Below are 25,500 nucleotides of genomic sequence, written 5' to 3' on the forward strand. Positions count from 1 at the left end.
GATCACTGCGGCACAGGTCCCTGATAGGGCCGGAACCCGGGGTGGAACGGTCCACCGGGCGGGTCGGTGGGCCCGTCCACCCCGGCCGACCGGCTCTCCGCAGCGGGACGCTCCTCGTGCCCTTCCCGCGGCCGAACGCTCTCGCCCGCCCGATCTTCGGCACGGACCCGATCTTCTTCACGGACCCGGGCACGCGCGTCCGGCACCACCGCGAGCGACGGGCGACGCGGAGGTTCCGGCCTGTCGTCGGCCGTGGTCAGCGGCGCGCGCTCGTTCACGTAGCTGTCCTCGCCGACCAGCGCTTCGTCGCTCTCGGGCTCGTTGCGCACCCGCGGCAGCTGCGGCCGGGCGGAACCGCCCTCGGCGTCGTCCTCGGCATCGTGTTGCCACTCGCGTGGATGCGGACGGCCCGGGTCGTGCCCGCCGCCGTCGAAATGCGGCTCGCTGACCGGGGGCAGCACGTGCAGCAGACCGGACAGGCGCAGCACCGCGTCGATCGCGCTCTCCCAGTCTTTCGGGGGGGTGCCCACCGCCAGCATGCCCAGGGTCCAGTTGCCCTCGCTCCAGAGCATCTGCACGGTGTCCGACAGGTTCTCGATGAAGGCGACCATGCGCTGATCGACAGCGTGCCTGGCGATTTCGGGGTTGGTCGCGAAAACCACCCGGTCCCCGATCGCGCCGAGCAGTTCCAGATCGTGGTCCTTGGGCGGCGCGGCGGTCTTCAGCCGCATGTCCACGTCGATGTCCGAGCCGATCTGTCGGCGGACCGCGACCAGAGTCGCGGCATCCTCCAGATCGAACAGCACGAATTTCTCGCCCTTACGGACGCCGGAGACCACGTCGACCGCGGACAGATAGCCCAGTTTGGCCAACGCGCCACGCCGCCACGTAGCGGGCAGCGCGGGCTCCACGGACACGTAGGTATAGCCCTGGGATTTCGCCCAGACCTGTCGTGCGTGACCGGTCCGCTGCCGCTGGAGCCGATCGAAATACAGCAACACGATCGCGCCCACGAGCGCGATCGCCGCCAATCCGAACCACATTGCCGTCATCGCCGCCTAGCCTAATAGGCCCGGCCGGACATAGTCCGTCATTGGCCCCGCGCCGGGCCGAGGGAACACGAGACGGCCGCCGAACGAGCTCATCCGGCGAACGCGAGTCACCGTCCACCCCCGCCGCCTCATCGCCCACCGCCTCATCGTCCGCCGCCGGGCAGCGTGGTGCCGATGATCACCTTGGCCTGAATCGATCCGTCCGCCGCCTTGTCACCCTGGATCAGCACCAGCTCGCCGGTTTTCAGATCGGACACCGTGGTGCCCGACAGCGAGATCACCTGGGTGCCGCCGTCGGTATGCACGGTGACGGTCTGGCCGAGCACCGTGCTCACCGTCAGCGCGCCGCCGTTGTTACCGGTGATGGTGCCCATGGTCGTGCCGCGGCCATCGGCATCGCCGAGGCCGGGCAGGCCCGGCAGCCCACTCGGCGGAGTCGGCGCGCCGGTTCCGGCGCCCGGATGCGACCTGGTCGTGACCGGCGCCGAGGAGGCCGCCACGGTATCGCTGGAACCGGAATCACTGCCGCCCAACACCATGCCCGCGACCACGCCTATCGCACCGATCAACAACACGACGCCGATCCCGAGCGCGACCCACAGGCCGGTATTGCGCCGCGGTGGCCGCGGCTGCTGCGGCGCGGCCCCACCGGGCGGCACCGTCGTTGCGGCCCATCGGTCGTCGGCGCCGGCCTGGTAGGCGGCCCACTGAGCGTCGTAGGACGGGAACTCCCGCGTGGCATTCGGTCCTGGCGGCGGCCATCCCCCGTACTCCTGGGTCGGAGGATATTCCGAGGGTGCGCCGGTGCCGTACGCCTGGGTGTACTCCGCGGTATGCGCCGGCTCCCGGTATCCGGACTTGCCCGGCGGACCGAGGTGCTCGGTCGGCGCATCCTCCGGCCGTCCCCACGGATCGTTCGGGTTGGTCATGCATCCCAGCGTAGGTGGTCTTGTGGATTTGCCGCGCCTGCGGCGCTGCGTGTGCTGTGTTTGTTTGGCAGCGCCTGCGGCGCTGCGTGTTCGCGGGCCCGGGGAGTCTCGTGACCGTGCCCCTGGCAGGCCAGGACACGTCACGCGGCCCGCGCGGTAAGGCCGCTCGCGGTGCCGTGGCCAGGTCTTTGCCGGCCGACGGGTACGGATTGTGGTTCGTTCGCTGTGGAGGTGCGACGCGCCTCCACAGCGAACCGGGACTCACCGGCCGACGAGCAGGCTGTCGCCGTCCGGCGACACGGTCACCTTGACGCTGTCGCCATCGGCGACCTCGCCCGCGAGCAGTTCCTTGGCGAGCGTGTCGCCGATGGCCTGCTGGATCAGCCTGCGCAGCGGGCGAGCGCCGTAGGCGGGGTCGTAGCCGCGAACGGCGAGCCAGAACCTGGCCGAATCGCTGACATCGAGCTTCAGCCTGCGCTGCGACAGCCGCTTCTGGAGTTGGTCGAGCTGGATGTCGACGATGGTCTCCAGCTGGTCCTCGTCCAAGGCGTGGAAAATGACCACGTCGTCGAGGCGGTTGAGGAACTCCGGCTTGAACGCCGAACGGACCGCGTTCAGCACGAACTCGCGATCACCACCCGCACCGAGGTTCGAGGTCAGGATGAGGATCGTGTTGCGGAAGTCCACGGTACGGCCCTGTCCGTCGGTGAGCCTGCCCTCGTCGAGCACCTGGAGCAGGATGTCGAACACATCCGGGTGCGCCTTCTCGATCTCGTCGAACAGCACGACCGTGTAGGGCCTGCGCCGCACCGCCTCGGTGAGCTGGCCGCCCTGGTCGTAGCCGACGTAGCCGGGCGGCGCGCCGACCAGCCGGGCGACCGAGTGCTTCTCGCTGTACTCGCTCATGTCGATCCGGACCATGGCGCGCTCGTCATCGAACAGGAAGTCCGCCAAGGCCTTCGCCAGCTCGGTCTTGCCGACACCGGTCGGGCCGAGGAACATGAACGACCCGGTCGGGCGGTTCGGGTCGGCGACACCGGCGCGCGAGCGGCGCACGGCATCGGACACCGCTTGCACCGCCTCGGTCTGCCCGACCACGCGGCGCCCCAGCTGCTGCTCCATGCGCAGCAGTTTCTGCGTCTCGCCCTCCAACATCCGGCCCACCGGGATGCCGGTCCACGAGGACACCACCTCGGCGATGTCGTCGGGTCCGACCTCCTCCTTGAGCATGACCTCGCCGTCTCCGGCCGCGGCGGAGGTCTGCTCCGCCTCGGCGAGCTGCTTCTCCAGCGCGGGAATCCGGCCGTAGCGCAGCTCGGCCGCTTTGCCCAGATCACCGTCACGCTCGGCACGCTCCGACTCACCGCGCAGCGCTTCCAACTGCTCCTTCAGCGTGCGCACCTGGTCGATCGCGTTCTTCTCGTTCTGCCAGCGGGTGGTCAGCTGGTTGAGCCGCTCACGCACATCGGCGAGCTCGGCGCGCAGTTTCTCCAGGCGCTGCTTGGAGGCTTCGTCGGTCTCCTTGGTCAAGGCGACCTCTTCGATCTCCAAACGGCGCGCCGCACGCTCCACCTCGTCGATTTCCACCGGGCGGGAGTCGATCTCCATGCGCAACCGGGAGGCCGACTCGTCGACCAGGTCGATCGCCTTGTCCGGCAGGAACCGGGAGGTGATGTAGCGGTCCGAGAGGGTTGCGGCGGCGACCAGCGCGGAATCGGTGATGCGTACGCCGTGGTGCACCTCGTAGCGGTCTTTGATGCCGCGCAGAATGCCGATGGTGTCCGCCACCGACGGCTCCCCGACCAGCACCTGCTGGAAGCGCCGCTCCAAAGCGGCGTCCTTCTCGATGTGCTTGCGGTACTCATCCAGCGTCGTCGCGCCGACCAGGCGAAGCTCGCCGCGGGCCAGCATCGGTTTGATCATGTTGCCCGCGTCCATCGCCGATTCCCCGGTGGCGCCCGCGCCGACGATGGTGTGCAGTTCGTCGATGAAGGTGATGATCTGACCCGCGCTGTTCTTGATGTCCTCCAGCACGGCCTTGAGCCGTTCCTCGAATTCGCCGCGGTACTTCGCGCCGGCGACCATCGCGCCGAGGTCGAGCGCGACGACGGACTTGCCGCGTAACGACTCCGGCACATCGCCCGCCACGATGCGCTGGGCCAGGCCCTCGACGATCGCGGTCTTGCCGACGCCGGGCTCGCCGATCAGCACCGGATTGTTCTTGGTGCGGCGGCTCAAAACCTGGACCACACGGCGGATTTCGGTGTCCCGGCCGATCACCGGGTCGAGTTTGCCGGAACGGGCGGCCTCGGTGAGATCGGTGGAGTACTTCTCCAGCGCTTGGTAGCTGCCCTCCGGATCGGGGCTGGTCACCCTGGCGCTGCCGCGCACGGTGGTGAACGCGGCACGCAGCTCGTCCGCGGTGGCGCCGTACTTGGCGAGCAACATCGTCACGTCGGAGTCGCCCTCGGCGAGCCCGACCATGACGTGCTCGGTGGAGACGTACTCGTCACCGAGTTCGGTGGCCAGGCGCTGTGCGGCGGTGATCGCGGCGAGCGCCTCCCGGCCCAACTGTGGCGTGGTGGTGGCGCCGGTGGCCCTGGGGAGCCGGTCCACGATGTCCTGTGCCTCGCGCCGCACGGTCGCCGGATCGGTGCCGACGGCCTTCAGCAAGGGCGCGGCGATGCCGTCGGTCTGATCGAGCAACGCCACCAGCAAGTGCGCCGGACGGATATCCGGATTGCCCGCGGCGGACGCCGCCTGCAGTGCGGCGGTCAGGGCCGCCTGGGTCTTGGTGGTGGGATTGAACGAGTCCACGAGTCACCTTCCTACTAGTCGATTCGCAGGTGCCCAGTCGCGACCTCGCAGGAACCGCGATCTCGCAGGACCAGGTCCGGCTCGGCACCATTTCTATCCGTCCAACGTCGGAAAGGTTGAGTCTGTTCCACTCAAGTTTGAAATTTTTCCGCCAGCCGTTCCAGCCGCGTCGATGGTTCGCCGGGCTCGATTCGAACGCTACGCCGCGACAAGGGCGAAAGCGACGAGTGCGACACCGCCGAAAGCGGTGAATGCGCACGTCGGCGGGCTTCGGGCGCCTACGATGACCACGGCCGTCAGTCGATGCCTCACTATTCAGCCCGAGTCGAGGAGCCAACGGATGCGCGCAATCGTGGTACGGAAGTTCGGAACGACACCGGAGCTAGCCGAGATGCCGATGCCCGAGCCAGGGCCGGGAACCGTGCGGGTGCAACTCCAGGCGGCGGGGGTGAATCCCTTCGACCAGCGGATGGCCTCCGGCGTGCTGGACGGCAAGCTGCCGCACGACTTTCCGATGATCCTCGGGGTGGACGGCGCGGGCACCGTCGCGACGCTCGGGGCGGGCGTCAGCCGGTTCGCGGTCGGCGACCGCGTAGTCGGCAAGTTCCTCACTCCGCCGGTCGGCCACGGCAGTTTCGCCGAGTACGCGGTGCTGCCCGAAGGCGGCACACTGGTACCGATCCCGGTCGGCGTGCCGACAGTCCAGGCCGCGGCATTGCCGACCGCGGGGGTCACCGCGCAGGACCTGGTGGACGCCACCCACATTCAGCCCGGTCAGACCGTGCTGATCGTCGGCGCCACCGGTGGCGTCGGCTCGTTCCTGGTGCAACTGGCCAATATCGCGGGCGCGCATGTCATCGCGACGGCGCGGGGCGACTCCGCGGACCAGATGACCCGTCTCGGTGCCGCCGAGACGGTCGACTACACCGCCGGCCCGGTGCGCGACCAGGTCCTCGCCGCGCATCCGGACGGGATCGACGTCCTGTTCGACCTGGTGAGCGAGCCCGAGGTACTTGCGGAACTGACCGCAGTGGTCCGTGACGGCGGGACGGTCTACTCCACGATTTTCGCCGCCGACGAGGACGCCTTGCGCGCCCGGTCCATCAAGGGCGGCAATATCGAATCCAAAGGCAGAGCACCGGAATTGGCCCGGCTGATCCAGCGTGTCGCCGCCGGCGACGTGGTGGTGCCGATCGATGCGACCGTTGCGCTCGAGGACGGCCCCTCGGTCATCGGTGCGGCGGGCGCGCGCGGCAAAACCGTGCTCGCCATTTGAGCGCTGCCGCCAACCGGGTGGATCGCGCCCGGAGGTGTGCTCGAGCACCGAGCGGCCGAATTCGGCCCGTTTCCGAAGCCGACAACTACCGGCAACTCACCGACCCCAGCGGATCGGCGGACGGGCTCGTCTTCCGGCCGACCGTCGATGGAACCGGCAGAGCAGATCCCGCATGATACCGAGCAGGTCGTCCCTACGGTCCGTGCCGGCACCCGCCTGACCAGCTGTCTCCTCGCGACGACGCGGCGAGAGTTCCGGTGCCCCGACAGCCGCCATCGGACGGGGGCAGCCGCATCGCCTGTTTGCCCACCGATTACCGTTGGCCGAGCCTTATGGGCTTGTACCCACACGACCACGGCATTTTCGGGGATACTTGTCGCCGGGAGACCGCCGGTAACGGGCGTGTCTCCGGGAAGAACCGAGGGAAAGGAAGCTCGACGTCGTGGATGCGCGTTCGGCTGCGCTGGTCCGCGCCAATTTCCGTACGGTGATCGAATCGCCGAATGGACCCGAGCGGCTGGTCAGCGCCTTCTACGGACATTTGTTCGCCGAGGCTCCCCGGCTGCGCGAGTTGTTCCCGCCCGCCATGGACCTGCAACCCAAGCGGATCGCCACGGCCATTCAGTACGTGCTCGACCACCTGGAGAACTGGGACCGGGCGCAGAAATTTCTGGAACAACTCGCCCGCGACCACCGCAAATTCGGTGTCGAGGCGGCGCACTACGACCTCGCTGGGCGCGCCCTGCTGGCCGCGTTCCGGGTCTACAACGGCCCGGCCTGGCACCGCGACCTGGAGGATGGCTGGCGCGACATCGCCATCCTGATCTCCGCGTCCATGGCCATCGGCGCCAACTCCGACAAATCCCAGCCGTTCTGGCCGGCTACGGTGGTGGGCCATCGCCGCGTACTGGAGGACCTGGCCATCGTGCGCCTGCAGTCCGACGGGCCGGTGCCCTACCAGGCCGGGCAATATGTGCCGGTCACGGTGCCGCAGCGTCCGAAGATGTGGCGTTACCTGTCCCCGGCCATTCCGTCCAATCCGTATGGCGAGATCGAGTTCCATGTACGCAAGATCCGCGGCGGATGGGTCAGCCCCGCCATCGTCAACGAGACCAAGGTCGGCGACCGGTGGCAGATCGCCGGGCCGCTGGGCGGTCTGCATGTCGACCGGGACAGCGGCCGCGACGTGCTGATGATCGGGGCGGGCACCGGCATCGCCCCGCTGCGCGCGCAACTGATCGAGATGGGTCAGCGCGGCATCAATCCGCGGGTGCACTTCTTCATCGGCGGCCGCTACCCGTGCGACCTGTACGACGTGGAGAACATGTGGCAGCTGTCGCAGAGCAACCCCTGGCTGACCATCGTGCCGGTGTGCGAGGAGAAGACCAACCCGTGGTGGTACCCGCATCCGGCGCAGGACGCACCGTACGGCATGCACCGGCGCCTGATCGGTAACCTGGGCGCGGTGGTCGCGAGCTTCGGTGCGTGGGCGGACCGGCAGATCCAGATCGCCGGTTCGGCGCGCATGATCGCGGACACCCGCCGCGCGCTCATCGCGGTCGGCACGCCGGAGCAGATCATCAGCTGCGACCCTGTGTAGGAGAAGGAGGCCCCGGTGGGGGATCCGAGCATGCTCGGTAACGGTGTGCCAGAGGCGCCGGAATGGACGGCGACCGTTGTCGGACATCATCGGCTGCGGCACGACGTCGCAGTGATCCGATTGATCGGTGAGTTCGTGCCGTTCGCCGCGGGCCAATCGGTCGAGGTGCGGGTGCCGCAGCATCCCGGCGTGCGGCGCAGGCTCTCCCCGGCGCTGCCCCCTTCGCTGGACGGCAAATTGGAGTTCCACGTGCGGACCGTGCCGAGCGGCTGGTGCAGCGGCGCGATCGTGGCCGACACCCGAGCGGGTGACGAGTGGCGGATCGGCGCCCCGCTCGGTGGGCTCTGGGTGGACCCGGACGGCGACGAGGTGGTGATGATCGCGGGTGGTACGGGATTGGCGCCGATGCGCGCGCAGATCCTCGACCTGGCCCGCAAGCCGGAGCCGCCGCGTACCTATCTGTTCGTCGGCGGGCGCTGCCCGCGCGACCTTTACGCGGCCGACATGCTGTGCCTACTGGCCGACGAACTGCCCTGGCTCACCGTGGTCCCGGTCGTGGAACGCCTCGAGGACCCGGACTGGGCCGACGAGTGGTACGAGCAGTCCCGCGTCGACATCGGCTTCGCACCCGACGACCTGTTGCAGGGCACCCTCGCCGACGTCGTGAGCTCACACGGCGCATTCCTCGAACACCAGGTCCTCGTCTGCGGCTCCCCCGCAATGGTCCGAACCACCGTAGACCGCCTCCTCGAAACCGGAACCCCCGCAGAGCGAATCCGATTCGAGGGCCTCTGACTCTCCAGAGCCACACCGGCCGCCCAGCCGGTCGGTGATCATCGCGATCCGGAAAACGACACTGCCGAACAATTCAAAACAGCGGATCGTGGCGGATGTTCTTGGCCGGCGTCCCCGCGGCCATCAGACGGAACTTCGTGGTCTGCACCATCGAGGGTGAACCGACGATCTGCACGTCACGGTCTGCCCAGGCGCCGAAGCTCGCGACTACTTTGCCGATCTGTCCGATCACGCGCGGTTCCAGGCCGGGCAACAGGCCCCGAAAAACATCGGGTTCGACGTGCCACCACGGGTTTTCGTCGAGTTCGCTCACCGGCGTGACGGTGAGCCAGCGGTTGGCCATCGCCAGGTCGTTCAACGTCTCCAGGTCGTAGAGGTCGCACGGGTGGTGACCGCCGATGAACAGGTGCACCTTCGGATTGGTTCGCCGTTGCGCCATCGCCATGAGCTGCGCGCGCAGCGGCGCGAGGCCGCTGCCGCAGCCGACCATCAGCATCTTGCGCTTGGTGTTTCGCGGAACGCCGAGTCCACCGAGCGGCGAGCCGAGCAGCCACTGATCGCCGATGGCGGTCTGGCCGACAATGGCCGAACTGACCCAGCCGCCGAGCACGCCCCGGACGTGGAATTCGATCTCACCGTCGGCGTTCGCGGGCACCGCCGGGGAGAGGTACCGCCACATGCGCGGCCGAGACGGAATCTGCACGCTCACATACTGGCCCGCGGCGTACCGCATCGGCTGGTCGAGCTGGAGCCGGACGATGACCAGGTTGCGCAGCACCTCGCGCCGCTCGATGACAGTGCCGGTCCACACCGACGGCGTGGCTTCCTGCTCCGCCGCGCCGATCATGGTGTCGGAGATGATCTTCAGGCCCTCGTCCCAGGCGCGGTCGACCTCATCGGTCCACATCTCGGTGTCCGCGAATACTTTGACGGCCGTCTTCAGGGCGGCGGACACAGCGGCGTAATGCGCGGGCTGCACCCCGTACTTGCGGTGGTCCCTACCCAATTGAGCGAGGAAAGGCAGGAGCTTGTCCGGCTCCTCCAATCGGTCCAGCGCATAGGAGATCGCCTTGAGCAGGCGATCGCGCTGGGCATCCATCGCGGCCGGAAAGAAATCGCGGACGTGTGGGTATTCGGTGAACAAGATCGCGTAGAACGATCTCGCCAGCTTCTCCGGGCCCTCATCCTCCGCAGCAACCGCCTTGAATGTGGTTCTGATCAAAGCGACAGTGCGCGAATCCATTTGTCTCACAACCCCATTTCGCACTCGTACCCGAACCGTGCCGGCGAGTGAGGTGCTGCGGGCCACTCGACAGCAGCCGATGGCAAGGAGTTTAGGTGGGCCCAGCCAGCTATGTAATCTTTCGATTGAACCTCACGCGTGTAATTTCGGTAAAACGAGAGTGCAAAACGTTACACACCACAGAAACCGACTGGAAGACGGTAGATCTGGCAGAAAATCAGTCGGGCGCTCAGCGAATCATCAAGGCGGACTTAAGCATTAAGTCCCAATCAGTCGGTTTCTAGCGAATTCGCAGCAACATTACGGCTGCCGATCCGACCGCGAAACATCCGAACGCCGCCGTTACCGTCGAACGATCTATGGTGAGAAATGAACCGGAGATTCCGGACGAAAATGAAGAGGGCAGCACCACTTACGTCCAAGATATTGTGGTTTTCTGCCAGCAAATCTCGCGTCAGGCACGCCGAAACGACAAGCCCCCTGGCCTCGGATCGCAGTCCGAGACCAGGGGCGGTGGCGACGTGCGGTTACTGCCGGCGTCGGCTGTCGTCGCGGCGATTGCGCGGCTGCCAGACCACCAACGCCGTACTGCGTTGCGGAGGTGAGAGATCGGGACGGTAGCCCGCCCGCGTCCGCTCCAGCTCCGCCGACAGTTCGGCGACCTGCTGACGCAGCTGCTCCACCTGATTGGTCAGTTCGATGATGCGTTTGATGCCCGCCAGGTTGACGCCCTCGTCCTGGGACAGCCGCTGTACCTCGCGCAGCAGCTCCACGTCTCGCGCGGAATAGCGTCGTCCACCGCCCGAAGTGCGTTGCGGCGTAACCAGTCCCAGGCGGTCATACGTGCGCAGCGTTTGCGCATGCATACCGGCCAGCTGGGCCGCCACCGAGATCATGAAGAACTCGGCGCGCGACCCACCGGACGCCTTCCTCGGTTCAGAGGACATCACGCACCCGCCCATCCCGCACGTGGATCGAAACCGCTGGACCGCTCCGCCTCCTGGTAGCGCTTCAGCGCCTCCACGGCCTCGCCTTCCAGCTTCTGCGGCACCGCGACCTTGACGGTCACCAGCAGGTCACCCGCACCGCCGCCGCGCTTGGGCACGCCGCGGCCGCGCACACGCAGAATACGGCCATCGGCGGTGCCCGGCGGGACTTTGACCCCGACCCGACCGTCCAGCGTGGGCACCGAAACCGTGGTACCGAGGACCAATTCGCTGTAACCGACCGGAAGCACCAGGGTCAGGTCGTCGCCACTACGGCCGAAAACCTTGTCCTGGCTGACGTGGACCGTGACATACAGGTCGCCCGAGGGCGCCCCACGCAGGCCCGCCTCGCCCTGACCGGCGAGCCGGATCCGCTGCCCGTCACCGACTCCGGGTGGAATCCGCACCGTAATGGTGCGGGTCCGGTTCTGGATGCCGCTGCCGCGACAGTCGCCGCAGGGATCGTCGATGATCGAGCCGGTGCCCCGGCACTCGTCACACGGCTCGCTGAAGCCGAACGCGCCCTGGTTGCGGCTGACCACGCCGTTTCCGTTGCACACCGGACAGACCCGCGGACTGGTCCCCGGCTTGGCGCCGCTGCCGTGACATGTGGTGCACGGCGAGGGGCTGGTCATCCGCAGCGGAACCGTGACGCCCTGGGCCGCCTCCCGGAAACCGAGAGTCGTCTCGGTCTCCACGTCGGAGCCGCGCCGGGGGCGACTCGAGGTCCGCGTGCCGCCCCGGTTGAACAGACCGCCGAGCAGGTCGCCGAGGCCACCGTCGCCGGCGGTCGTAGCGCCGCCGAAGATGTCCCCTAAGTTGAACTCCTGCGAAAAGCCTCCCGCGCCGGAACCGAAACCACCGCGGCCGTACCCGCCGCCGGCGAAGAGCTTGCGCGTCTCGTCGTACTCCTTGCGCTTGGCCGGGTCCGACAGCACCGCGTGCGCCTCGCTGACCGCCTTGAACCGCTCCTCGGCTTGGGTATCACCGGGATTGGCATCGGGGTGCAGGTCGCGCGCGAGCTTGCGGTAAGCCTTCTTGATCTCGTCCTGCGAGGCACCGGAGGAAACGCCCAGTTCCTTGTAGAAGTCCTTTTCGATCCACTCCCGTTGACTCACCGGGCATCTCCTCCTCTCGCGTGCTCAGTTGTCGTTCGCGCCGGCATCAAGGTTCGATGCCTCTTCCGTGGTCCGATCGGCGGTTTCCGCCGCGGCGGCCTCCGTCGCCCCGGCCGCGCCATCGGTTACCCCGACCAGCGCGTGCCGAAGCACCCTATCGCCGAAGCGATAGCCTTTGCGCATTACGATGCCGATCACCGGATCGTGGCCGGAACCCTCATGCTGTACGGCCTCGTGCAAGGTCGGGTCGAAAGGCTCCCCTTCCGAACCGAACTCCTCGAGACCCTGCTTCAGCAGCGCGGCCGACAGCTTGTCGGCCACCGTCCGCAGCGGACCCGACTCCAGGTCGCCGTGCGCTCGCGCCCGGTCGAGATCATCGAGCACGCCCAGCAATTCGGTGACCACCGAGGCCTTGGCAGCGTCGATCGTGGACTTGCGATCGCGCTCGACCCGGCGCCGGTAGTTGGCGTACTCCGCGGTCAGCCGCTGCAGATCGGCCGTGCGCTCGGCGAGTTCGCCGCTGATGGTGTCGGCGAGTGCCTGAGCGTCCAAGCCGTTGTCCAGTTCAGCGCCATTGTCCTGTTCAGCGCGGTTGCCCGATTCCGTGGCCGGGCCGGCCGCGGTGGTGTTGTCCGCGGCCGGCTGGCGAATCTCCCCGGTCTCCGGGTCGATCCTCCGGTTGTCGACGAAGGTGATCGGTTCCTTCTCGGCGTTCGGCTCGGTCACTTCTTCTCCGTGTCGACCGGCTCGTCCACAACCTCGGCGTCCACGACCTGGTCATCCGACGCGGCGCTCGACGGCGCACCATCGCCGGAGGCCGCGGCATCCGCGGCGGAGGCCTCGTAGATGGCCTGGCCGAGCGCCTGCGACTCGGTGGCCAGCTTCTCCACGGCTGCCTTGACCGCGGCGATGTCGGTGCCCTTCAGCGCCTCGTTCGCCTCGGCGACAGCCGCCTCGACCTTGGACTTCACATCCGCCGGGACCTTGTCCTCGTTCTCCTTGATGAACTTCTCGGTCTGGTGCACCAGCGACTCGGCCTGGTTGCGGGTCTCGGCCTCCTCGCGGCGGGCCTTGTCCTCGGCGGCGTGCGCCTCGGCGTCCTTGACCATCCGGTCGATCTCTTCCTTGGACAGGCCGGAGCCGTCCTGGATCTTGATCGTGTTCTCCTTGCCGGTGCCCTTGTCCTTCGCGGTGACGTGCACGATGCCGTTGGCGTCGATGTCGAAGGTGACCTCGATCTGCGGCACGCCGCGCGGGGCCGGCGGGATACCGGTCAGCTCGAAGGAGCCGAGCAGCTTGTTGTGCGAGGCGATCTCGCGCTCGCCCTGGAACACCTGGATCTGCACCGACGGCTGGTTGTCGTCGGCGGTGGTGAAGGTCTCCGAGCGCTTGGTCGGGATGGTGGTGTTGCGCTCGATGAGCTTGGTCATCACGCCGCCCTTGGTCTCGATGCCCAGCGACAGCGGGGTCACGTCGAGCAGCAGGACGTCCTTGACCTCACCCTTGAGCACACCGGCCTGCAGGGCGGCGCCGACCGCGACGACCTCGTCCGGGTTCACGCCCTTGTTCGGCTCCTTGCCACCGGTCAGCTCGCGCACCAGGTCGGTGACCGCGGGCATGCGGGTGGAACCACCGACGAGCACGACGTGGTCGATGTCGGACACGTTGATACCCGCGTCCTTGATCACGGACTGGAACGGCGCACGGGTGCGGTCGAGCAGGTCCGAGGTGATCTTCTGGAATTCGGCGCGGGTGAGCTGCTCGTCGAGGAACAGCGGGTTCTTGTCGGCGTCGACGGTGATGTAGGGCAGGTTGATCGAGGTGCTCTGCGAGGAGCTCAGCTCGATCTTGGCCTTCTCGGCGGCCTCACGCAGCCGCTGCATGGCCATCTTGTCCTTGGTCAGGTCGATGCCCGAGCTGGCCTTGAACTTGTCGACCAGCCACTGCACGACCCGCTCGTCCCAGTCGTCGCCACCGAGGTGGTTGTCACCCGAGGTCGCGCGGACCTCGACGACGCCTTCGCCGATCTCCAGCAGCGAGACGTCGAAGGTGCCGCCACCGAGGTCGAAGACCAGGATGGTCTGCTCCTTGTCGCCCTTGTCCAAGCCGTACGCGAGCGCGGCGGCGGTGGGCTCGTTGACGATGCGCAGCACGTTCATGCCCGCGATCTGGCCGGCCTCCTTGGTCGCCTGACGCTGCGAGTCCTCGAAGTAGGCGGGCACGGTGATGACCGCGTCGGTGATCTCCTCACCGAGGTAGGCCTCGGCGTCGCGCTTGAGCTTCATCAGCACCCGCGCGCTGATCTCCTGCGCGGTGTACTTCTTGGCGTCGATGTCCACCGACCAGTCGGTGCCGATGTGCCGCTTCACCGAGCGAATGGTGCGGTCGACGTTGGTGACGGCCTGGTTCTTGGCGGGCTGGCCGACCAGTACTTCACCATTCTTCGCGAACGCGACGACCGACGGGGTGGTGCGCGATCCTTCCGAGTTGGCGACGACGACCGGCTCGCCGCCTTCGAGCACGGCGACGACCGAGTTCGTGGTCCCGAGGTCGATTCCGACCGCACGAGCCATTGTGTTTCCTCCTAGTTGACGTATCGATCTATGTCGGTGCCGGGCGAACAATCGCCCTGCGGCGCCGACGCGGCGCCGCGAGACCTCGCCCTGGCACCGCACGGAGCACAGTCTCAGCAACACTGAGCGTGGTCGGCTCAATCCTGCACCGAAGAGGCCGCGGGAGTCAACCTAAACTTGAGCCGATTGCGCTCAATGCTGTCGAAAGGCTCAACACGCGACCCTCGCGATTGATTCCCGAACGGGATGCGAATTTCCAGTCGACGCCGCGACGGGAACAGTGGCCCCACCGGACGGGTCGTGCTCCGCGACCTATGGGTCCACCGCCACGGCGGCCGGCCGGGCCTCCGATTCCGGTGGCGGACTGGTTGTTCGCGCCTGTCGAGTGTCGATCGCCCGGCCCCAGTTGGTACCGATCAGGATGAGGGCAGCGCCGACGAAGGTGAGGGCGGTGAGCGGGTCACCAGCGCCGACCCCGACCACAGCAGCCCACAGTGGTTCGGTGCCCAGGAGCAGGCTGACTCGCGCCGGAGATGTCCGCCGGACCGCCCACATTTGGATGAAGAAGGCGAACACGGTGCCGGCGAGCGCAAGGTAGACCGTGAGCAGCCACGCCGCAACGCTGAAATCCGCGGCGACCGCGACCGTGTCCCGTCCGATGAAAGTGGACAACCCCGTGAACACCCCCAGCGCGGTGACCAGCTGCACAAGCGTGACCCGGGATGAGTCCAGAGTGCGCCCGGCAGAAAAGCGCGCGATCACCGTGACATGGATCGCACGCACTGCCGCGGCGAGCAGCATGAGCAAGTCCCCGAGACTCGGTACAGCCAACCCGCCGCTCTGCGTGAGCACCGCTACACCAGCCACCGCCACCAGCGTGGCCCCATAGAACGCAGCAGGCACGGCGGTGCGCCGCACATACTGCTCCAGCAGTGGCGTCATGACGATCGTGAGGGAAATGATCAGCCCTGCGTTGGATGCGGAAGTCCCGGTCACGCCGAAGGTTTCCAGCGTGAAGATCAGGCTCAGGATCAGCCCGAACACCGCGCCCAGCGCGCATTCGCCGCGGGTGATGCCCCGCAGCCGTGGCGCCAGAAGTAGCGCGAGGCCCACTGCGGCGAGCCCGAATCGCAGTGTCAGGAAGGCGAATACGCTGTCGGCGGAGGCGACCTGCTTGGCCGCCAGATAGCTCGATCCCCAGGTGATGGCGACGGCGAGCAGCGCCAGATCGACGATGCGGTGCTGCCCTGCCACACCGGGAACCGATCGGCTCGTCACGCGCTCGCCGTCTCGGCCGTGCAGGCGATGACCAGGAGGTCACGATGTCCTCGATCGAACGCATCGCCCAGACGGACCGGGGTAACCGAGTGCATAGTGAGCAATCCCATCGCGCGAAGCAGTAGCAGCGGGCGCTTCCCGCACGTACCCGCGGCCCGTCGCCGCGAGCTTCGATTCTCTGCGAACCTCGCCGACCGAACAAGCGGACCGGGGTCAGCGCCGCAGCGCGACCTGCAATTGCCCTGCGCTCGGAATCCTCCCAGCAGCCGGCCCATGCCTCGGCGCTGGGACATCACAGTCCTGACAAGCACCTGGACCGGCCCGTCGTGGCGTTCGGCACCGGGTAGCGAGTCCGAGCCGCGTGGTTGGCTGGGCCCCGAGTCTTGGGCTGCCGGGAGTCTTGTGCTGCCGGGTGCTGATCGGGCGTCTCGCGCGGGGTACCTACTCGCCCGTGCACGGCGCGGGGTATCTACTGCCCGCCCGTGCACACCACGAGCCCACCCGCTCGGCCGTGGACCATGGGGTTCGCGGACCCTCCGGCGCTCGGGCCGAGGCGGGGTGCTCGGCCATGAAATCAGCAGCCCGATTGTCGATTACGCACCGGAGCTCCGCAGCTGGAGATCCTGATCGGACCCCGCATAGCTCCGCTGTCGAACCGGGCTGTCGAACCGGTCCGAGGTCCGGCGTCATCCTGGGGCGGCGGCGAGCACATCGTCGGCGATCTTCTCGTCCAGCGTCACCCGGACGAGCGCCGCGGCGAGATCCGCGGTGTGATGGGCGGGTGCGAGATCGGCCAGCCGATCGGGGTCTTCGGGCAGCTGGACCCGCTTGGCGCCGCGCAGGGCGCGTTCATCGAAGTGCGGCCGAACCCACGTCCAGATGTCCTGGACCTCGCGCAGGAAGATGTCGCTTCCGGTGGGGCCGATGCCTTGGAACTCCTGGAGCAGGTTGGCGGCGCGCTTCGGGTCGTGGTCGGCCTTCTCGGCGAGCTCGCGCAGATCCCCGTGGTAGCGGTCGAGCAAGCGCGAGGCGTTGGCGCCCAGCCGCGTCGCGGTGCTCTCGTCATATCGGCGATAGTTCGCTCGGCCGAGCGCGTCGACCAGCTCCTGCCAATCCGCATCCGCCACCCGGTGCGCTGTGCGGTAGCCGCTGCCGACCAGCTCCCGCGCCGCCGCCACCGCGATCTCGGCGGCGATTCGGGTGCTGAGCAACTGGGTGAGCATGAGCAACTGGAACAGTGACGCCGGCTGGTCGTCGAGCGTGATACCCGCTTCCTCGGCATACCCCGTGCCCGCACGAACGAGCAACTCGTGGACGACGTCCTCTTGACTCATCATGGCCTCCTCTCGGTACGGTCCGCATACCCGCAGGCACACCCGCTACACCGCAGCGCAGTGACCCGCTGGGGCCCTGCCTCGTCCCGCGATCGCGGAGTGCGCGTCCGTGGTCGACCCGGACTTGCCCCCCGATCACACAGATCTTCGAATCACCGCGCGGGTCGAGTTCATCGGCGCGGCGAGCGGCGAGGTAGGTGTCGAGCTGGGCTCATCGAAGCTCTCCGCACCTGAGCTGATCGACTACAGCTTGATCGGGCACTTTCGACGAATTTCGACCACGCTACTCAATCCCGCACACCAATCGCGGACCTCGGGACTGATCGCGCCGAGAAGGCGGAGAGCGTCGTTATGCCGAGCGGTGATGTTTACGCCGAGTAAAGGCCCCTTTTCCCGCTATCACTGACGCCAGATACGAGGACAAGGTCCCTTGTAAACACATGGAGTTTCCCCCGCGGCAAGAGCTAGGCCGTGGGGGTTCTTCGTTTCCGAGCGCGGTAGGTGCTCTGGGCCGCTCTCTGAAACGACTCCACCGTCTTGTGGGCCGCACGACGACAGTAGTGGATGAGCAGCCGAAGTGTGTCCCGACAAGCTACATCCGTTGTGGTGCGGCGATCCCCAATTGCCCCAACCCACGTTCGAGCGTGCGAGCAGTCAACTGGCACAAAGCGATTCGATTCGAGCGGATCGGTTCGTCCGCCGTGATGACCGGGCACGAGTCGTAGAAGGTGGTGTAGGCGCGGGCGAGATCGTAGAGATAGCCCGCCAGCCGATGCGGCTCCAAAGCCTCGGCTACCTCAGCGAGGATAGTTCCGTAGCCGTCGAGGGCAAGTGCCAGTTCCCGCTCCGCCGGCTCGAGTGGACCGAGAGTATCGACCGAGGCTCGGGTCGTGGCGCCGGCCTTGCGCAGGATCGAGCACACCCGCGCGTGGGCATACTGCAGGTAGACGCCGGTGTTGCCGTTGAGCGCGGTCATCCGGCCCGGGTCGAAGCTGTAGTCCTTGATTCTGGAAGTCGACAGATCCGCGTACTTGACGGCACCGATACCCGCTTGCTCAGCGATGGTGTCGAGTTCGTCCGAGGACAGTTCAGGGTTCTTCTCGGCGACAACGGCACGGACACGCGCGGCGGCTTCGTCCAGCAGGTCCATCAACCGGACCGTTCCTCCAGCACGGGTTTTGAATGGTTTGCCGTCCGGCCCAAGGATGGTTCCGTAGGCGACGTGGTCGACACCGATCGCGTCGGTGAGCCAGCCCACTCGCCGGGCCGCTTCGAAGACCAGCTGAAAGTGCAGTGCCTGACGTGAGTCGGTGACATACAGCAGCCGGTCGGCGTGCAGGGAGGCGATGCGGTATCGGATGGTGGCGAGGTCAGTGCTGTCGTAGCCGTAGCCGCCGTCGCGTTTGCGGGCCATCAGCACGGCAGGCTGGTCGTCGGGGCCTTTGACCTGTTCGGACAGCACGACGATCGCGCCGTCGCTGTCGACCGCCACGCCCTTGTCGACGAGTTCGGTGACCGTGTCGGCCAACTGGTCGTTGTAGAACGACTCGCCGATGTAGTCATCGGGTGTCAGCAGGACACCGAGCCGGTCATAGATCGCACCGAACGCTTTTTCGGACTCGGCGACGATTTCCCGCCATCGTGCGACAGTTTCGGGGTCACCGGCTTGCAGGGCAACGACGCGGTTCCGCGCCCGGTCGGCGAAGGAAGGATCGGCGTCGAACTGCGCGCGGGCAGCCTTGTACAGGCTGTCCAGCGCCGATACCGAGCTGGTTTTAGTATCGAGTTCCTCTGTGTGCCAGGGTGATTCGGGATGTTCGTCGATGTATTGGATGAGCATGCCGAACTGGGTGCCCCAGTCGCCCAAGTGGTTCGCGCGGACGACATCAGCGCCGAGGAAGCCGAAGACCCGGGCCAGGCTGTCACCGATGATGGTGGTTCGCAGGTGGCCGACATGCATCTCTTTCGCCACGTTCGGGCCCGAGTAGTCGATGACCACCCGACGCCCGTCCTCCGTGGTCGGGACGCCGAGCCGAACGTCGGCCAGTCGCGCCGCGACGCTCTCCCACACGGCCGAGTCCGTCAGGGTGATGTTCAAGAACCCCGGGCCGGACACCTGCACGTCGGCAATCACACCATCGGCGACTTCAATGTGGGTGGCGAGCTCGCCGCCGAGTTCGGTCGGCGGCATACCGACCCGCTTCGCCAACGGCAACGCGGCATTGGACTGGAAGTCGGCACGATCGGATCGTCGCACTACCGGGTCCGCATCCGCCGTTTCCGGACGGACTCGGGCGATCGCCTCCGACACAGCGGCAGCAACACGTCCGAGCAGCGGCACAACACCGGCAGAGCTCACCTTGGATTCCTTTCGATGGGGATGGTGAACCGATTGTCGCAGGTGCGTTATTGACCCGGAATTAAACGGTTGAAGCGTAAATGGTGTGTGGACCTTGGAAGTAGCCGCGGACATGGTCGGGTAGCTTCTGGACGCGTCGGAAGAACGACCGCACCGCCAGTTCCATCTGGTCTCGGCCGAGGATGGTCTTGTCGGCGAGGCTGCGTTTGAGGTCGGCGTTGGCCAGTTCGTCGGGGTTGAGGTGCGGGGCGTAGGCGGGTAGGTAGTGCAGCTCGATCTGGTCGTGGTGGGCCTGCATCCACGCCTTGGTCGCTTTCGCGCGATGCACTGGGTGCCCGTCCACGACCAGGTGGATCTTGGTGTCGTATCCGGCGATCAGGCGCTTGCAGAAGGTGAGGAACTCGGCGGTGTCGAACCGTCCGGCGAACACGGTGAACCGCATGTCACCGCGCGGGGAGATCGCCGACATCGCGTTGAGGGAGAACCGCTTTCCCGTCCGCGTCACTGTCGGTGTCTGCCCCACCCGAGCCCAGGTCGCGCCCGAGAGGTGATCCGGACGCACCCCGACCTGGTCGGCGAACAGGATCACCGCGCCCTCGGTCTCGGCGCGTTTCACCAGCGCCGGATATGTGGACTCGACCCATTCGGCCATCGCTCGCGGGTTGGCCTCGACCGCGCGCCGGTCCGGACGCTGAAACGACAAACCCATGCGCCGCAACAGTTTTCCCATACCCTCCTCGGAGTAGGACACCCCGAACAAGCGGCGCGCGAGTTCGGTGGCCTTGCGCCGGGTCCACAACTTCCCATCCAGATCCAACTGCTCGGGCTCGAACTCGATGATCGCCTCCACCAACGCCTGCTCCTGATCCGGTGTCAGCTTGCGCGCCATACCGGCCTTGCGGCCACCGCGACGCGACTCCAGCCCCTCCACACCACCAAATACATAGCGGGCCTTCCAATTCCGGATCGAGTTCTCCGACACCCCGAACACGCGCATCGCCTCAGCACTGCTCATCCCCTCCCGCAACGCCGCGACCACCCGCATCCGCAACGCCTCCTGCTGACCCGGCGAAAGCCTGCGCATGTCCACCCTGAGATCATCACCCACCCAGCAGACATACACGACCACCACCACACCCGCAAACGTTCAGTTCCGGGTCAATATAAGGCATGGCCAGGGCCGACCTGTTCGCCGGGGGCGTTGCACCGGCGGAACCGCGTTCCGTCGACGACCTCGACCATATTCCGCGCAACCAGCGACACCAGCCCCGACTGAACAGTTGAACAGAGGTGGGCGCTTGGCGTGTAGCCGAGGAAGTCCTTGCCCTGCGCGCCCCCGGGAGCGTGCGTGAGCGCCAGTACCGCATCCCGCACAGTGATCTCCGGTGTCCCGAGCATCGAGACCACCAGCAACGCCAAAGCCCGCTCGGCTCTCGAGCGGTCGGCGCGGTAGCGCTGCACGCTCCCGCCGAGGAACACATGTTCACTGGTCAGGGCATTGAGGAGCAGGCGCTGAGCGAACTGCGGCGAATTCAGCCAGCGTGGCTCGATTACAACCGGCTCGGGGCTGGGCAGGCCTCGGATTCTCGGGAAGCATCGCAATTCAGCCGCACAGTCGAGATCGTGGTAGGTCGCGAAAAGTTTTGTCTCGTAGTCGACTTCGGTATCACTGTGGAGACCGAAGTCGTCGTGGATCTTGCACACGGCGGCGACCAGGCCGCTCATGACGTGTCGGCCGGGGCGGTTTCGCCCGACCAAGACGAGGTCCAGATCCGACTTCGAATGACCACGTCCTGCGGCTTGCGAGCCGTAAACCAACCCGTAACCGCCAATCGGGGTGAAGTTGTGACACAGCTGCGCTGCAGCGCCGAACAGGTCGGGAGTCACGAGTCCAGTCCGTCCGGAAGCGACGCATACGGGTGCGAAACGGCATGGAAGTCGATGAAGTGGACCCCGCTCGGGAGCGCGACACCGCCACCCGATGTCTCGTATCGATCTAGAAATTCCTCTACTGCTTGCGCAAGCTGGATATCACCGAGTAATCGCGGATGGTGTTTGAAATGCACACCGAAGAACCATTCACGGGCCGCATCACGGTTCGGCGCCCACGCCACTCCCCCGAGTCGCGTGTGGGTCAACGTGCCATCACCGCGATTCTCGGCGTCGCGAAGCGCGTCGAGCAGAACGTGTCGGGTGTAGGCGCGCCCGCCGTCCGGGTACGGCGCGACTATTTCCCAAGCCCCGGTTACCAACTGCTGCTCCGGGCTCTCGGCGTCGAACAACATTGCCAGCAGATGTCCGCCTGGAGCTACCAGCCGAACCAGGTCGAGCACGAACTCGCGCGCCTGGTCTGCAGCCAGGGCCTGGTCACGGCGAGGCCGCACGCCCGCGGGTGACAGTTCCTCGAAGAACTCACCGATCGGGTAGCTCAATGACCAGAATGCCGTCACCAGATCAAAGCTCGCCGTCCGGTCCGCCTGCAGGAGCGCGGTCACGGCGTCTCTGGAGTCCGCGCAGATCGTCTGAGCGTCAGGAAACTTCTGCGCGACTGCGGCCACCATGGTTTCGCTGTAATCGGCGAGCACGAGGTTCCCAGCGTAGGGTGCCACGGCTTCGGTTATTCTGCCCGTGCCGCAGCCGAATTCGACCACATCCAGGGCGCCGGTCGGCGCGACGTGGTGTTCAGTGAGCCAGTCCGCCACCAGGTCGATATCTTCGGTTCCAATATCACCAGTGACGTTCAGATCCATCTGTAAGTGATGTCGTAGATGACCTGTAGAACCACGCACGCTCACCAGTCCGGGACCCCGACTTGAAGAAGCCGCTCAGGGGAATCACCACTGGTCAAACCATTGTCGTTGTTTTTCGCACGATTAAAACCGGGACCCCGTTACTGAGGGCCACGATCGCGACAACGGCTGTGAGGATCAGCGGCAGCGCCGCCAGGTCGAGCATCGTGGCCGACCTGGAGCGCATGCCGTACAGCCCCGGAACTCGACTTCAGCCGGGCTCCGGGGCCGTTCCGTTGCCGCGTGGTGCGCCGTGTAGCGGCAGTTACCGGAGGCCCTCGCGGCCTGTCACTAGGTCTTGCGCACGGCGATTACAGACCCGGGCGCAAGATCCAGTGCGGGAGTTCACATATCGTGAACTTCGTCATTTGCCGATGAGTGCACGTGCAGTTGAACAGCTGCTAGGGAATACTCATCAGTAATGCTGCCCGCGGTCGTACGCATCGTAACCCCAGCCAATCTCACTGCTGTACCAAGTGCAGGCGTACCTGCTGCTCTGGTCGACCGCAGTACCGTCGGCCCGACGATGCGCTTCGCAGTCTTCCCGTGACCAGCTGGCCTGACTGCGCACGCGTGTTCCGTCGGCTGCCGCGGGTCCTGCGACTGCTGCGCCAATGCTGAGTCCGATGATCAGGGCTGCGAAGTACTTTTTGTACATTCTCGTCCAATCAGTTGGTTGTGTATTGCAGAAAGCTGCATCGGTGCAGCTCCTGTGTCGGGCGAGGTGCCCTCCCGACAGCAGGTATTTGTTCGACCCGGTCCATTGCGTGATCGACGTCGCATTGGAAGCCTCAAGCGAGCGGTGTAGTACAGACCGAGCTGTCTCGAAGCTGCGGAAAAGGACCCGCGCCAATCGTCTGAGGGCCCAGCGGAGAAGTGCTGCCGTCTCTCAGCTCCGATTGACCCGAGCGGGTCTTATCCACGGACTCTGGTTGCTAGTCGGTGTTCGGCTGGTCTTCGCCTGGCGAACCAAGACGAGCACGGTTCGTCAGCAAGCAACTCTGCTGATCGAGCCTGTCGTCGGACCTGAAACCTTGATTTGCCATGGGCCCCCCTTGCTCTCGTACGGTCGGTCAGAACCGGGGCTTGCCGCCTCAGAACCTGGCCACATATCTACTTGGACGCGACAACGGTCCGATCGGTTCCGCAGGGAGGCAAAGTATTTCGCTCCAGTGGGATCACGCCCGAAGATGGCGTGGGATCTCCTCGCACGCCACACGAATGGTCTGGGTGCTCATCTCGGCGGCCGAGGGCCCTGCGCGGTGCACGGTGGCATCGCTGTGCCCAGCCCTGGTCTTCCCGAAGTTGCCCCACCCGCCCCGGATGATGTCCGGAGCCCGATGTGATGCAGGTGTGCGCGCCCCGTAGTTTTCGAGCATGGAGGTTTTGCCGGTCATGCGTGGACAGATCGATTCACGGGGCACGGACATGGGAACTGCCGTCGGTTCACAGCCCCCACCCGGCCGAGTGCCGGGCGGTGACAAGACCGGCGATCCGCAGCTTGCTGCGGCGTTGGTCGAGGGTATCGCTGCTGCTGTTGTTTCGGTTGTAGTCGCAGTGGTGGGGGTGGTGGCCGCGTCGAGTGTGCTGTGGCCAGCTTTCACCACTTCGCACGTGCTGCGAGCGTTGACCACATTCGGTCAGTTCTCGGCGATCGCTGTGCTATGTATGGCGGTGGCGCTGATGCGCACGCGGACCACCGTGTGGGGGCGGTGGATGGCGCGAGTGCTGTCGTGGATCGGGCTGTCGGGCTTCGTGACAATCACGATCGGCATGCCGTTGGCTGCAACAAGCCTGTACCTGTCGGGTTTGTCACCAGATCAGCAATTGCGCAGCCAGTTGCTGGGGCGTTTCGCTGACAGTCCGTTGTGGCGTGACGGCACCTACACCGGGCTACCTTCGGATCAGGCCGTTGGCTGGTACTGGCTGGGTGGACAGGCAGCGGCTGTTGCCGGACTGCCGGGGTGGGAGGCGTTGAAGCTGTACGCGATCACCTCGATCGCAGCCGCAGCGGTACTCGCCCTGGTGTGGTGGTCACGGATGGTACGCGGCGACATTTCGATCGTGCTGGCCGTGGTCACCACTGCGGTAGCTATCGCCTACGCCGCGTCGGATCCGGCGTTCACGATCTGCCTGCTGCTGTTCACGCCTGCCGTGGCCGCAGCGTGGAGCGGCGTGCGAGATTCGGCGGGCCGACCCGGAGCTGCGGGTTTCACGCGTCGTCCCAACAGTCCGAGTGAGGCGTGGGCACGGTTGGTGGGGGTGGCGGCTTACTTAGCATTGTGTGCGGCGTTCGATAAAGCGTCCTTTTTGATCGCTGCCGGTGCTGTGACCGCCGTAGCGCTGCTGGCTCTGGCGATTCCGAACTATCGGACTGCTGTTGCCGAAGGACAGTCGTGGCGGCGTGGTGTGCTGGGGCGGTGGCTGGCGATGGCTTCCGCTGCGGCCGTCACGGCTGCATTGGTGTGGGGCCCGTATCTGTGGCAGCGCGGGATTGCGGCGCTGATCGAGATCGAGGTCCCTGCCGGGGATTGGGGCGCGACGGTGCGGGTTGTCCTGGCTGCCATCGGGGTGCTCGTGGTCATCGCCGCGATACGCGCGATCTCGCCGATGCTGAGTAAGCCCAGGGTGTTGCGCCGGGTCGCAGCTGCCGTCGGAGTGCTCGCGATGATCTCCTTCTCCCAACAGATCCCCGATGTACTCGAGGTTCCAATCGGCGTGGCCTACAGCGACACCGGCGGCCAGACCGAAGGCAAGAAGCCGCGCGCAGATGGATACTGGCCATCGGCGGTGGCCGAGTACCCGCGCGTCGACGAAGCGATAACCGCCGCGACGGGCCAACTCCGCCGCGACACCGTGGTCCTCACCGGCGACACGACCCTGCTCGCGATCTACCCCTACACCGGATTCCTGGCCCAAAGCGCCCGATACTCGAATCCACTGGCCGACTACGATTCCCGTGTTAGGCAGCTCCGCGGCTGGACGGCACTGCGGTCACCCGACGAACTGATCGCCGCGCTCGACCACAGTCCGCGCCCAGCCCCCGCGGTATTCGTGTTCCGCCGCTCCGGGGAGCACTACCAGCTACGGTTGGCCAACGACCCACGCAGCGACAACGGACTCACCCGCACTTATACGACACTCTTGTTCCCTGTCCCGTTGTTCGACGCCGCCAACTTCACCCACGTCGAGGTCGGCCCCTTCACCGTCCTGGTGCGCCATTGACCGTGCCGTGACGGGAGGCAGCAGCGGTGCGCCCCCGAGGGCGCCGCACAAGCAATGCCCCGTTTCGATCAGCGCGGGGCCGCCGCTGCCGGTTCAGTCCTGATGGAGACGCTTTACCGCAGCGAC

Annotated in this window: 19 protein-coding genes; 4 read left to right on the forward strand and 15 right to left on the reverse strand. The window is 66.4% G+C overall.

What is annotated here, in order from left to right:
• Positions 1-2: 2 nt before the first annotated feature.
• From ACT86A_RS04235 to clpB, 3 genes are all read right to left on the reverse strand, one after another.
• Positions 3-1,052 carry a TtfA family protein gene (locus ACT86A_RS04235; RefSeq protein ID WP_445090639.1) on the reverse strand — a complete coding sequence of 350 codons (1,050 nt, stop codon included), beginning with the start codon at positions 1,050-1,052 and terminating at the stop codon, positions 3-5.
• A gap of 143 nt (positions 1,053-1,195) precedes the next feature.
• Positions 1,196-1,981 carry a DUF5666 domain-containing protein gene (locus ACT86A_RS04240; RefSeq protein WP_445090640.1) on the reverse strand — a complete coding sequence of 262 codons (786 nt, stop codon included), beginning with the start codon at positions 1,979-1,981 and terminating at the stop codon, positions 1,196-1,198.
• Positions 1,982-2,242: 261 nt separating this feature from the next.
• A complete protein-coding gene (gene clpB, locus ACT86A_RS04245; RefSeq protein ID WP_445090641.1) occupies positions 2,243-4,798 on the reverse strand; it encodes an ATP-dependent chaperone ClpB in 2,556 nt (851 codons plus the stop codon).
• 340 nt (positions 4,799-5,138) lie between these two features.
• Between clpB and ACT86A_RS04250 the strand changes: the two genes are divergently transcribed.
• The 3 genes from ACT86A_RS04250 to ACT86A_RS04260 all read left to right on the forward strand — a co-directional run bounded on the left by ACT86A_RS04250 (position 5,139) and on the right by ACT86A_RS04260 (position 8,469).
• Entirely contained in the window at positions 5,139-6,074 is a 936-nt protein-coding gene (locus tag ACT86A_RS04250) for an NADP-dependent oxidoreductase (RefSeq protein ID WP_445090642.1), read from the forward strand.
• A gap of 442 nt (positions 6,075-6,516) precedes the next feature.
• Positions 6,517-7,674, forward strand: a complete 1,158-nt coding sequence (locus tag ACT86A_RS04255; protein WP_445090643.1) for an FAD-binding oxidoreductase — start codon at positions 6,517-6,519, stop codon at positions 7,672-7,674.
• Between the two features lie 30 nt (positions 7,675-7,704).
• Positions 7,705-8,469, forward strand: a complete 765-nt coding sequence (locus ACT86A_RS04260) for an FAD-binding oxidoreductase (protein ID WP_445090689.1) — start codon at positions 7,705-7,707, stop codon at positions 8,467-8,469.
• A 73-nt stretch (positions 8,470-8,542) separates the two neighbouring features.
• Here the strand turns inward: ACT86A_RS04260 and ACT86A_RS04265 are convergent, their stop codons facing one another.
• The 12 genes from ACT86A_RS04265 to ACT86A_RS04320 form a co-directional block, all read right to left on the reverse strand.
• Positions 8,543-9,712, reverse strand: coding sequence for a globin domain-containing protein (locus ACT86A_RS04265; RefSeq protein ID WP_445090644.1), 1,170 nt, complete (start codon positions 9,710-9,712; stop codon positions 8,543-8,545).
• Positions 9,713-10,239: 527 nt separating this feature from the next.
• On the reverse strand, positions 10,240-10,659 hold the full coding sequence (locus ACT86A_RS04270; protein ID WP_445090690.1) for a heat shock protein transcriptional repressor HspR: 420 nt from the start codon (positions 10,657-10,659) through the stop codon (positions 10,240-10,242).
• Positions 10,659-11,816 carry a molecular chaperone DnaJ gene (gene dnaJ, locus ACT86A_RS04275; protein WP_445090645.1) on the reverse strand — a complete coding sequence of 386 codons (1,158 nt, stop codon included), beginning with the start codon at positions 11,814-11,816 and terminating at the stop codon, positions 10,659-10,661. The genes ACT86A_RS04270 and dnaJ overlap by 1 nt, the downstream gene beginning before the upstream one ends.
• A gap of 24 nt (positions 11,817-11,840) precedes the next feature.
• Entirely contained in the window at positions 11,841-12,542 is a 702-nt protein-coding gene (gene grpE, locus ACT86A_RS04280) for a nucleotide exchange factor GrpE (protein WP_445090646.1), read from the reverse strand.
• Complete coding sequence (gene dnaK, locus ACT86A_RS04285) at positions 12,539-14,389, reverse strand: molecular chaperone DnaK (RefSeq protein WP_445090647.1); 1,851 nt, start codon at positions 14,387-14,389, stop codon at positions 12,539-12,541. Before dnaK ends, grpE begins: the two co-directional genes overlap by 4 nt.
• Before the next feature lie 312 nt (positions 14,390-14,701).
• Positions 14,702-15,667 (reverse strand): DMT family transporter, encoded by a 966-nt coding sequence (locus ACT86A_RS04290; RefSeq protein ID WP_445090648.1) that lies wholly within the window; start codon positions 15,665-15,667, stop codon positions 14,702-14,704.
• A gap of 686 nt (positions 15,668-16,353) precedes the next feature.
• Positions 16,354-17,001: an endonuclease gene (locus tag ACT86A_RS04295; protein ID WP_445090649.1), complete on the reverse strand. Its 648-nt coding sequence runs from the start codon at positions 16,999-17,001 to the stop codon at positions 16,354-16,356.
• Positions 17,002-17,593: 592 nt separating this feature from the next.
• The gene (gene argS, locus ACT86A_RS04300) at positions 17,594-19,360 is read right to left on the reverse strand and encodes an arginine--tRNA ligase (protein WP_445090650.1); all 1,767 of its coding nucleotides are present in this window, start codon (positions 19,358-19,360) and stop codon (positions 17,594-17,596) included.
• Positions 19,361-19,421: 61 nt separating this feature from the next.
• Complete coding sequence (locus tag ACT86A_RS04305; RefSeq protein ID WP_445090651.1) at positions 19,422-20,495, reverse strand: IS630 family transposase; 1,074 nt, start codon at positions 20,493-20,495, stop codon at positions 19,422-19,424.
• 23 nt (positions 20,496-20,518) lie between these two features.
• Positions 20,519-21,247: a nucleotidyltransferase domain-containing protein gene (locus ACT86A_RS04310; protein WP_445090652.1), complete on the reverse strand. Its 729-nt coding sequence runs from the start codon at positions 21,245-21,247 to the stop codon at positions 20,519-20,521.
• A complete protein-coding gene (locus ACT86A_RS04315) occupies positions 21,244-22,110 on the reverse strand; it encodes a methyltransferase (RefSeq protein ID WP_445090653.1) in 867 nt (288 codons plus the stop codon). Before ACT86A_RS04315 ends, ACT86A_RS04310 begins: the two co-directional genes overlap by 4 nt.
• A 1,217-nt stretch (positions 22,111-23,327) precedes the next feature.
• A complete protein-coding gene (locus tag ACT86A_RS04320) occupies positions 23,328-23,546 on the reverse strand; it encodes a hypothetical protein (RefSeq protein ID WP_445090654.1) in 219 nt (72 codons plus the stop codon).
• Positions 23,547-23,577: 31 nt separating this feature from the next.
• Here ACT86A_RS04320 and ACT86A_RS04325 point away from each other — a divergent pair, with 31 nt between their 5' ends.
• Positions 23,578-25,374, forward strand: coding sequence for an arabinofuranosyltransferase (locus tag ACT86A_RS04325; protein WP_445090655.1), 1,797 nt, complete (start codon positions 23,578-23,580; stop codon positions 25,372-25,374).
• The last annotated feature ends 126 nt before the right edge of the window (positions 25,375-25,500 follow it).

It is taken from the genome of Nocardia glycosmidis, from assembly GCF_052545115.1.

Coding starts and splice junctions, on each gene's coding strand:
- ACT86A_RS04260 (WP_445090689.1), top strand. CDS start 7,705: ATGCTCGGTAACGGTGTGCCAGAGGCGCCGGAATGGACGGCGACCGTT.
- ACT86A_RS04270 (WP_445090690.1), bottom strand. CDS start 10,659: ATGTCCTCTGAACCGAGGAAGGCGTCCGGTGGGTCGCGCGCCGAGTTC.
- ACT86A_RS04320 (WP_445090654.1), bottom strand. CDS start 23,546: ATGACCGGCAAAACCTCCATGCTCGAAAACTACGGGGCGCGCACACCT.
- ACT86A_RS04325 (WP_445090655.1), top strand. CDS start 23,578: ATGGGAACTGCCGTCGGTTCACAGCCCCCACCCGGCCGAGTGCCGGGC.
- dnaK (WP_445090647.1), bottom strand. CDS start 14,389: ATGGCTCGTGCGGTCGGAATCGACCTCGGGACCACGAACTCGGTCGTC.
- ACT86A_RS04265 (WP_445090644.1), bottom strand. CDS start 9,712: ATGGATTCGCGCACTGTCGCTTTGATCAGAACCACATTCAAGGCGGTT.
- ACT86A_RS04315 (WP_445090653.1), bottom strand. CDS start 22,110: ATGGATCTGAACGTCACTGGTGATATTGGAACCGAAGATATCGACCTG.
- ACT86A_RS04295 (WP_445090649.1), bottom strand. CDS start 17,001: ATGAGTCAAGAGGACGTCGTCCACGAGTTGCTCGTTCGTGCGGGCACG.
- ACT86A_RS04235 (WP_445090639.1), bottom strand. CDS start 1,052: ATGACGGCAATGTGGTTCGGATTGGCGGCGATCGCGCTCGTGGGCGCG.
- ACT86A_RS04250 (WP_445090642.1), top strand. CDS start 5,139: ATGCGCGCAATCGTGGTACGGAAGTTCGGAACGACACCGGAGCTAGCC.
- ACT86A_RS04240 (WP_445090640.1), bottom strand. CDS start 1,981: ATGACCAACCCGAACGATCCGTGGGGACGGCCGGAGGATGCGCCGACC.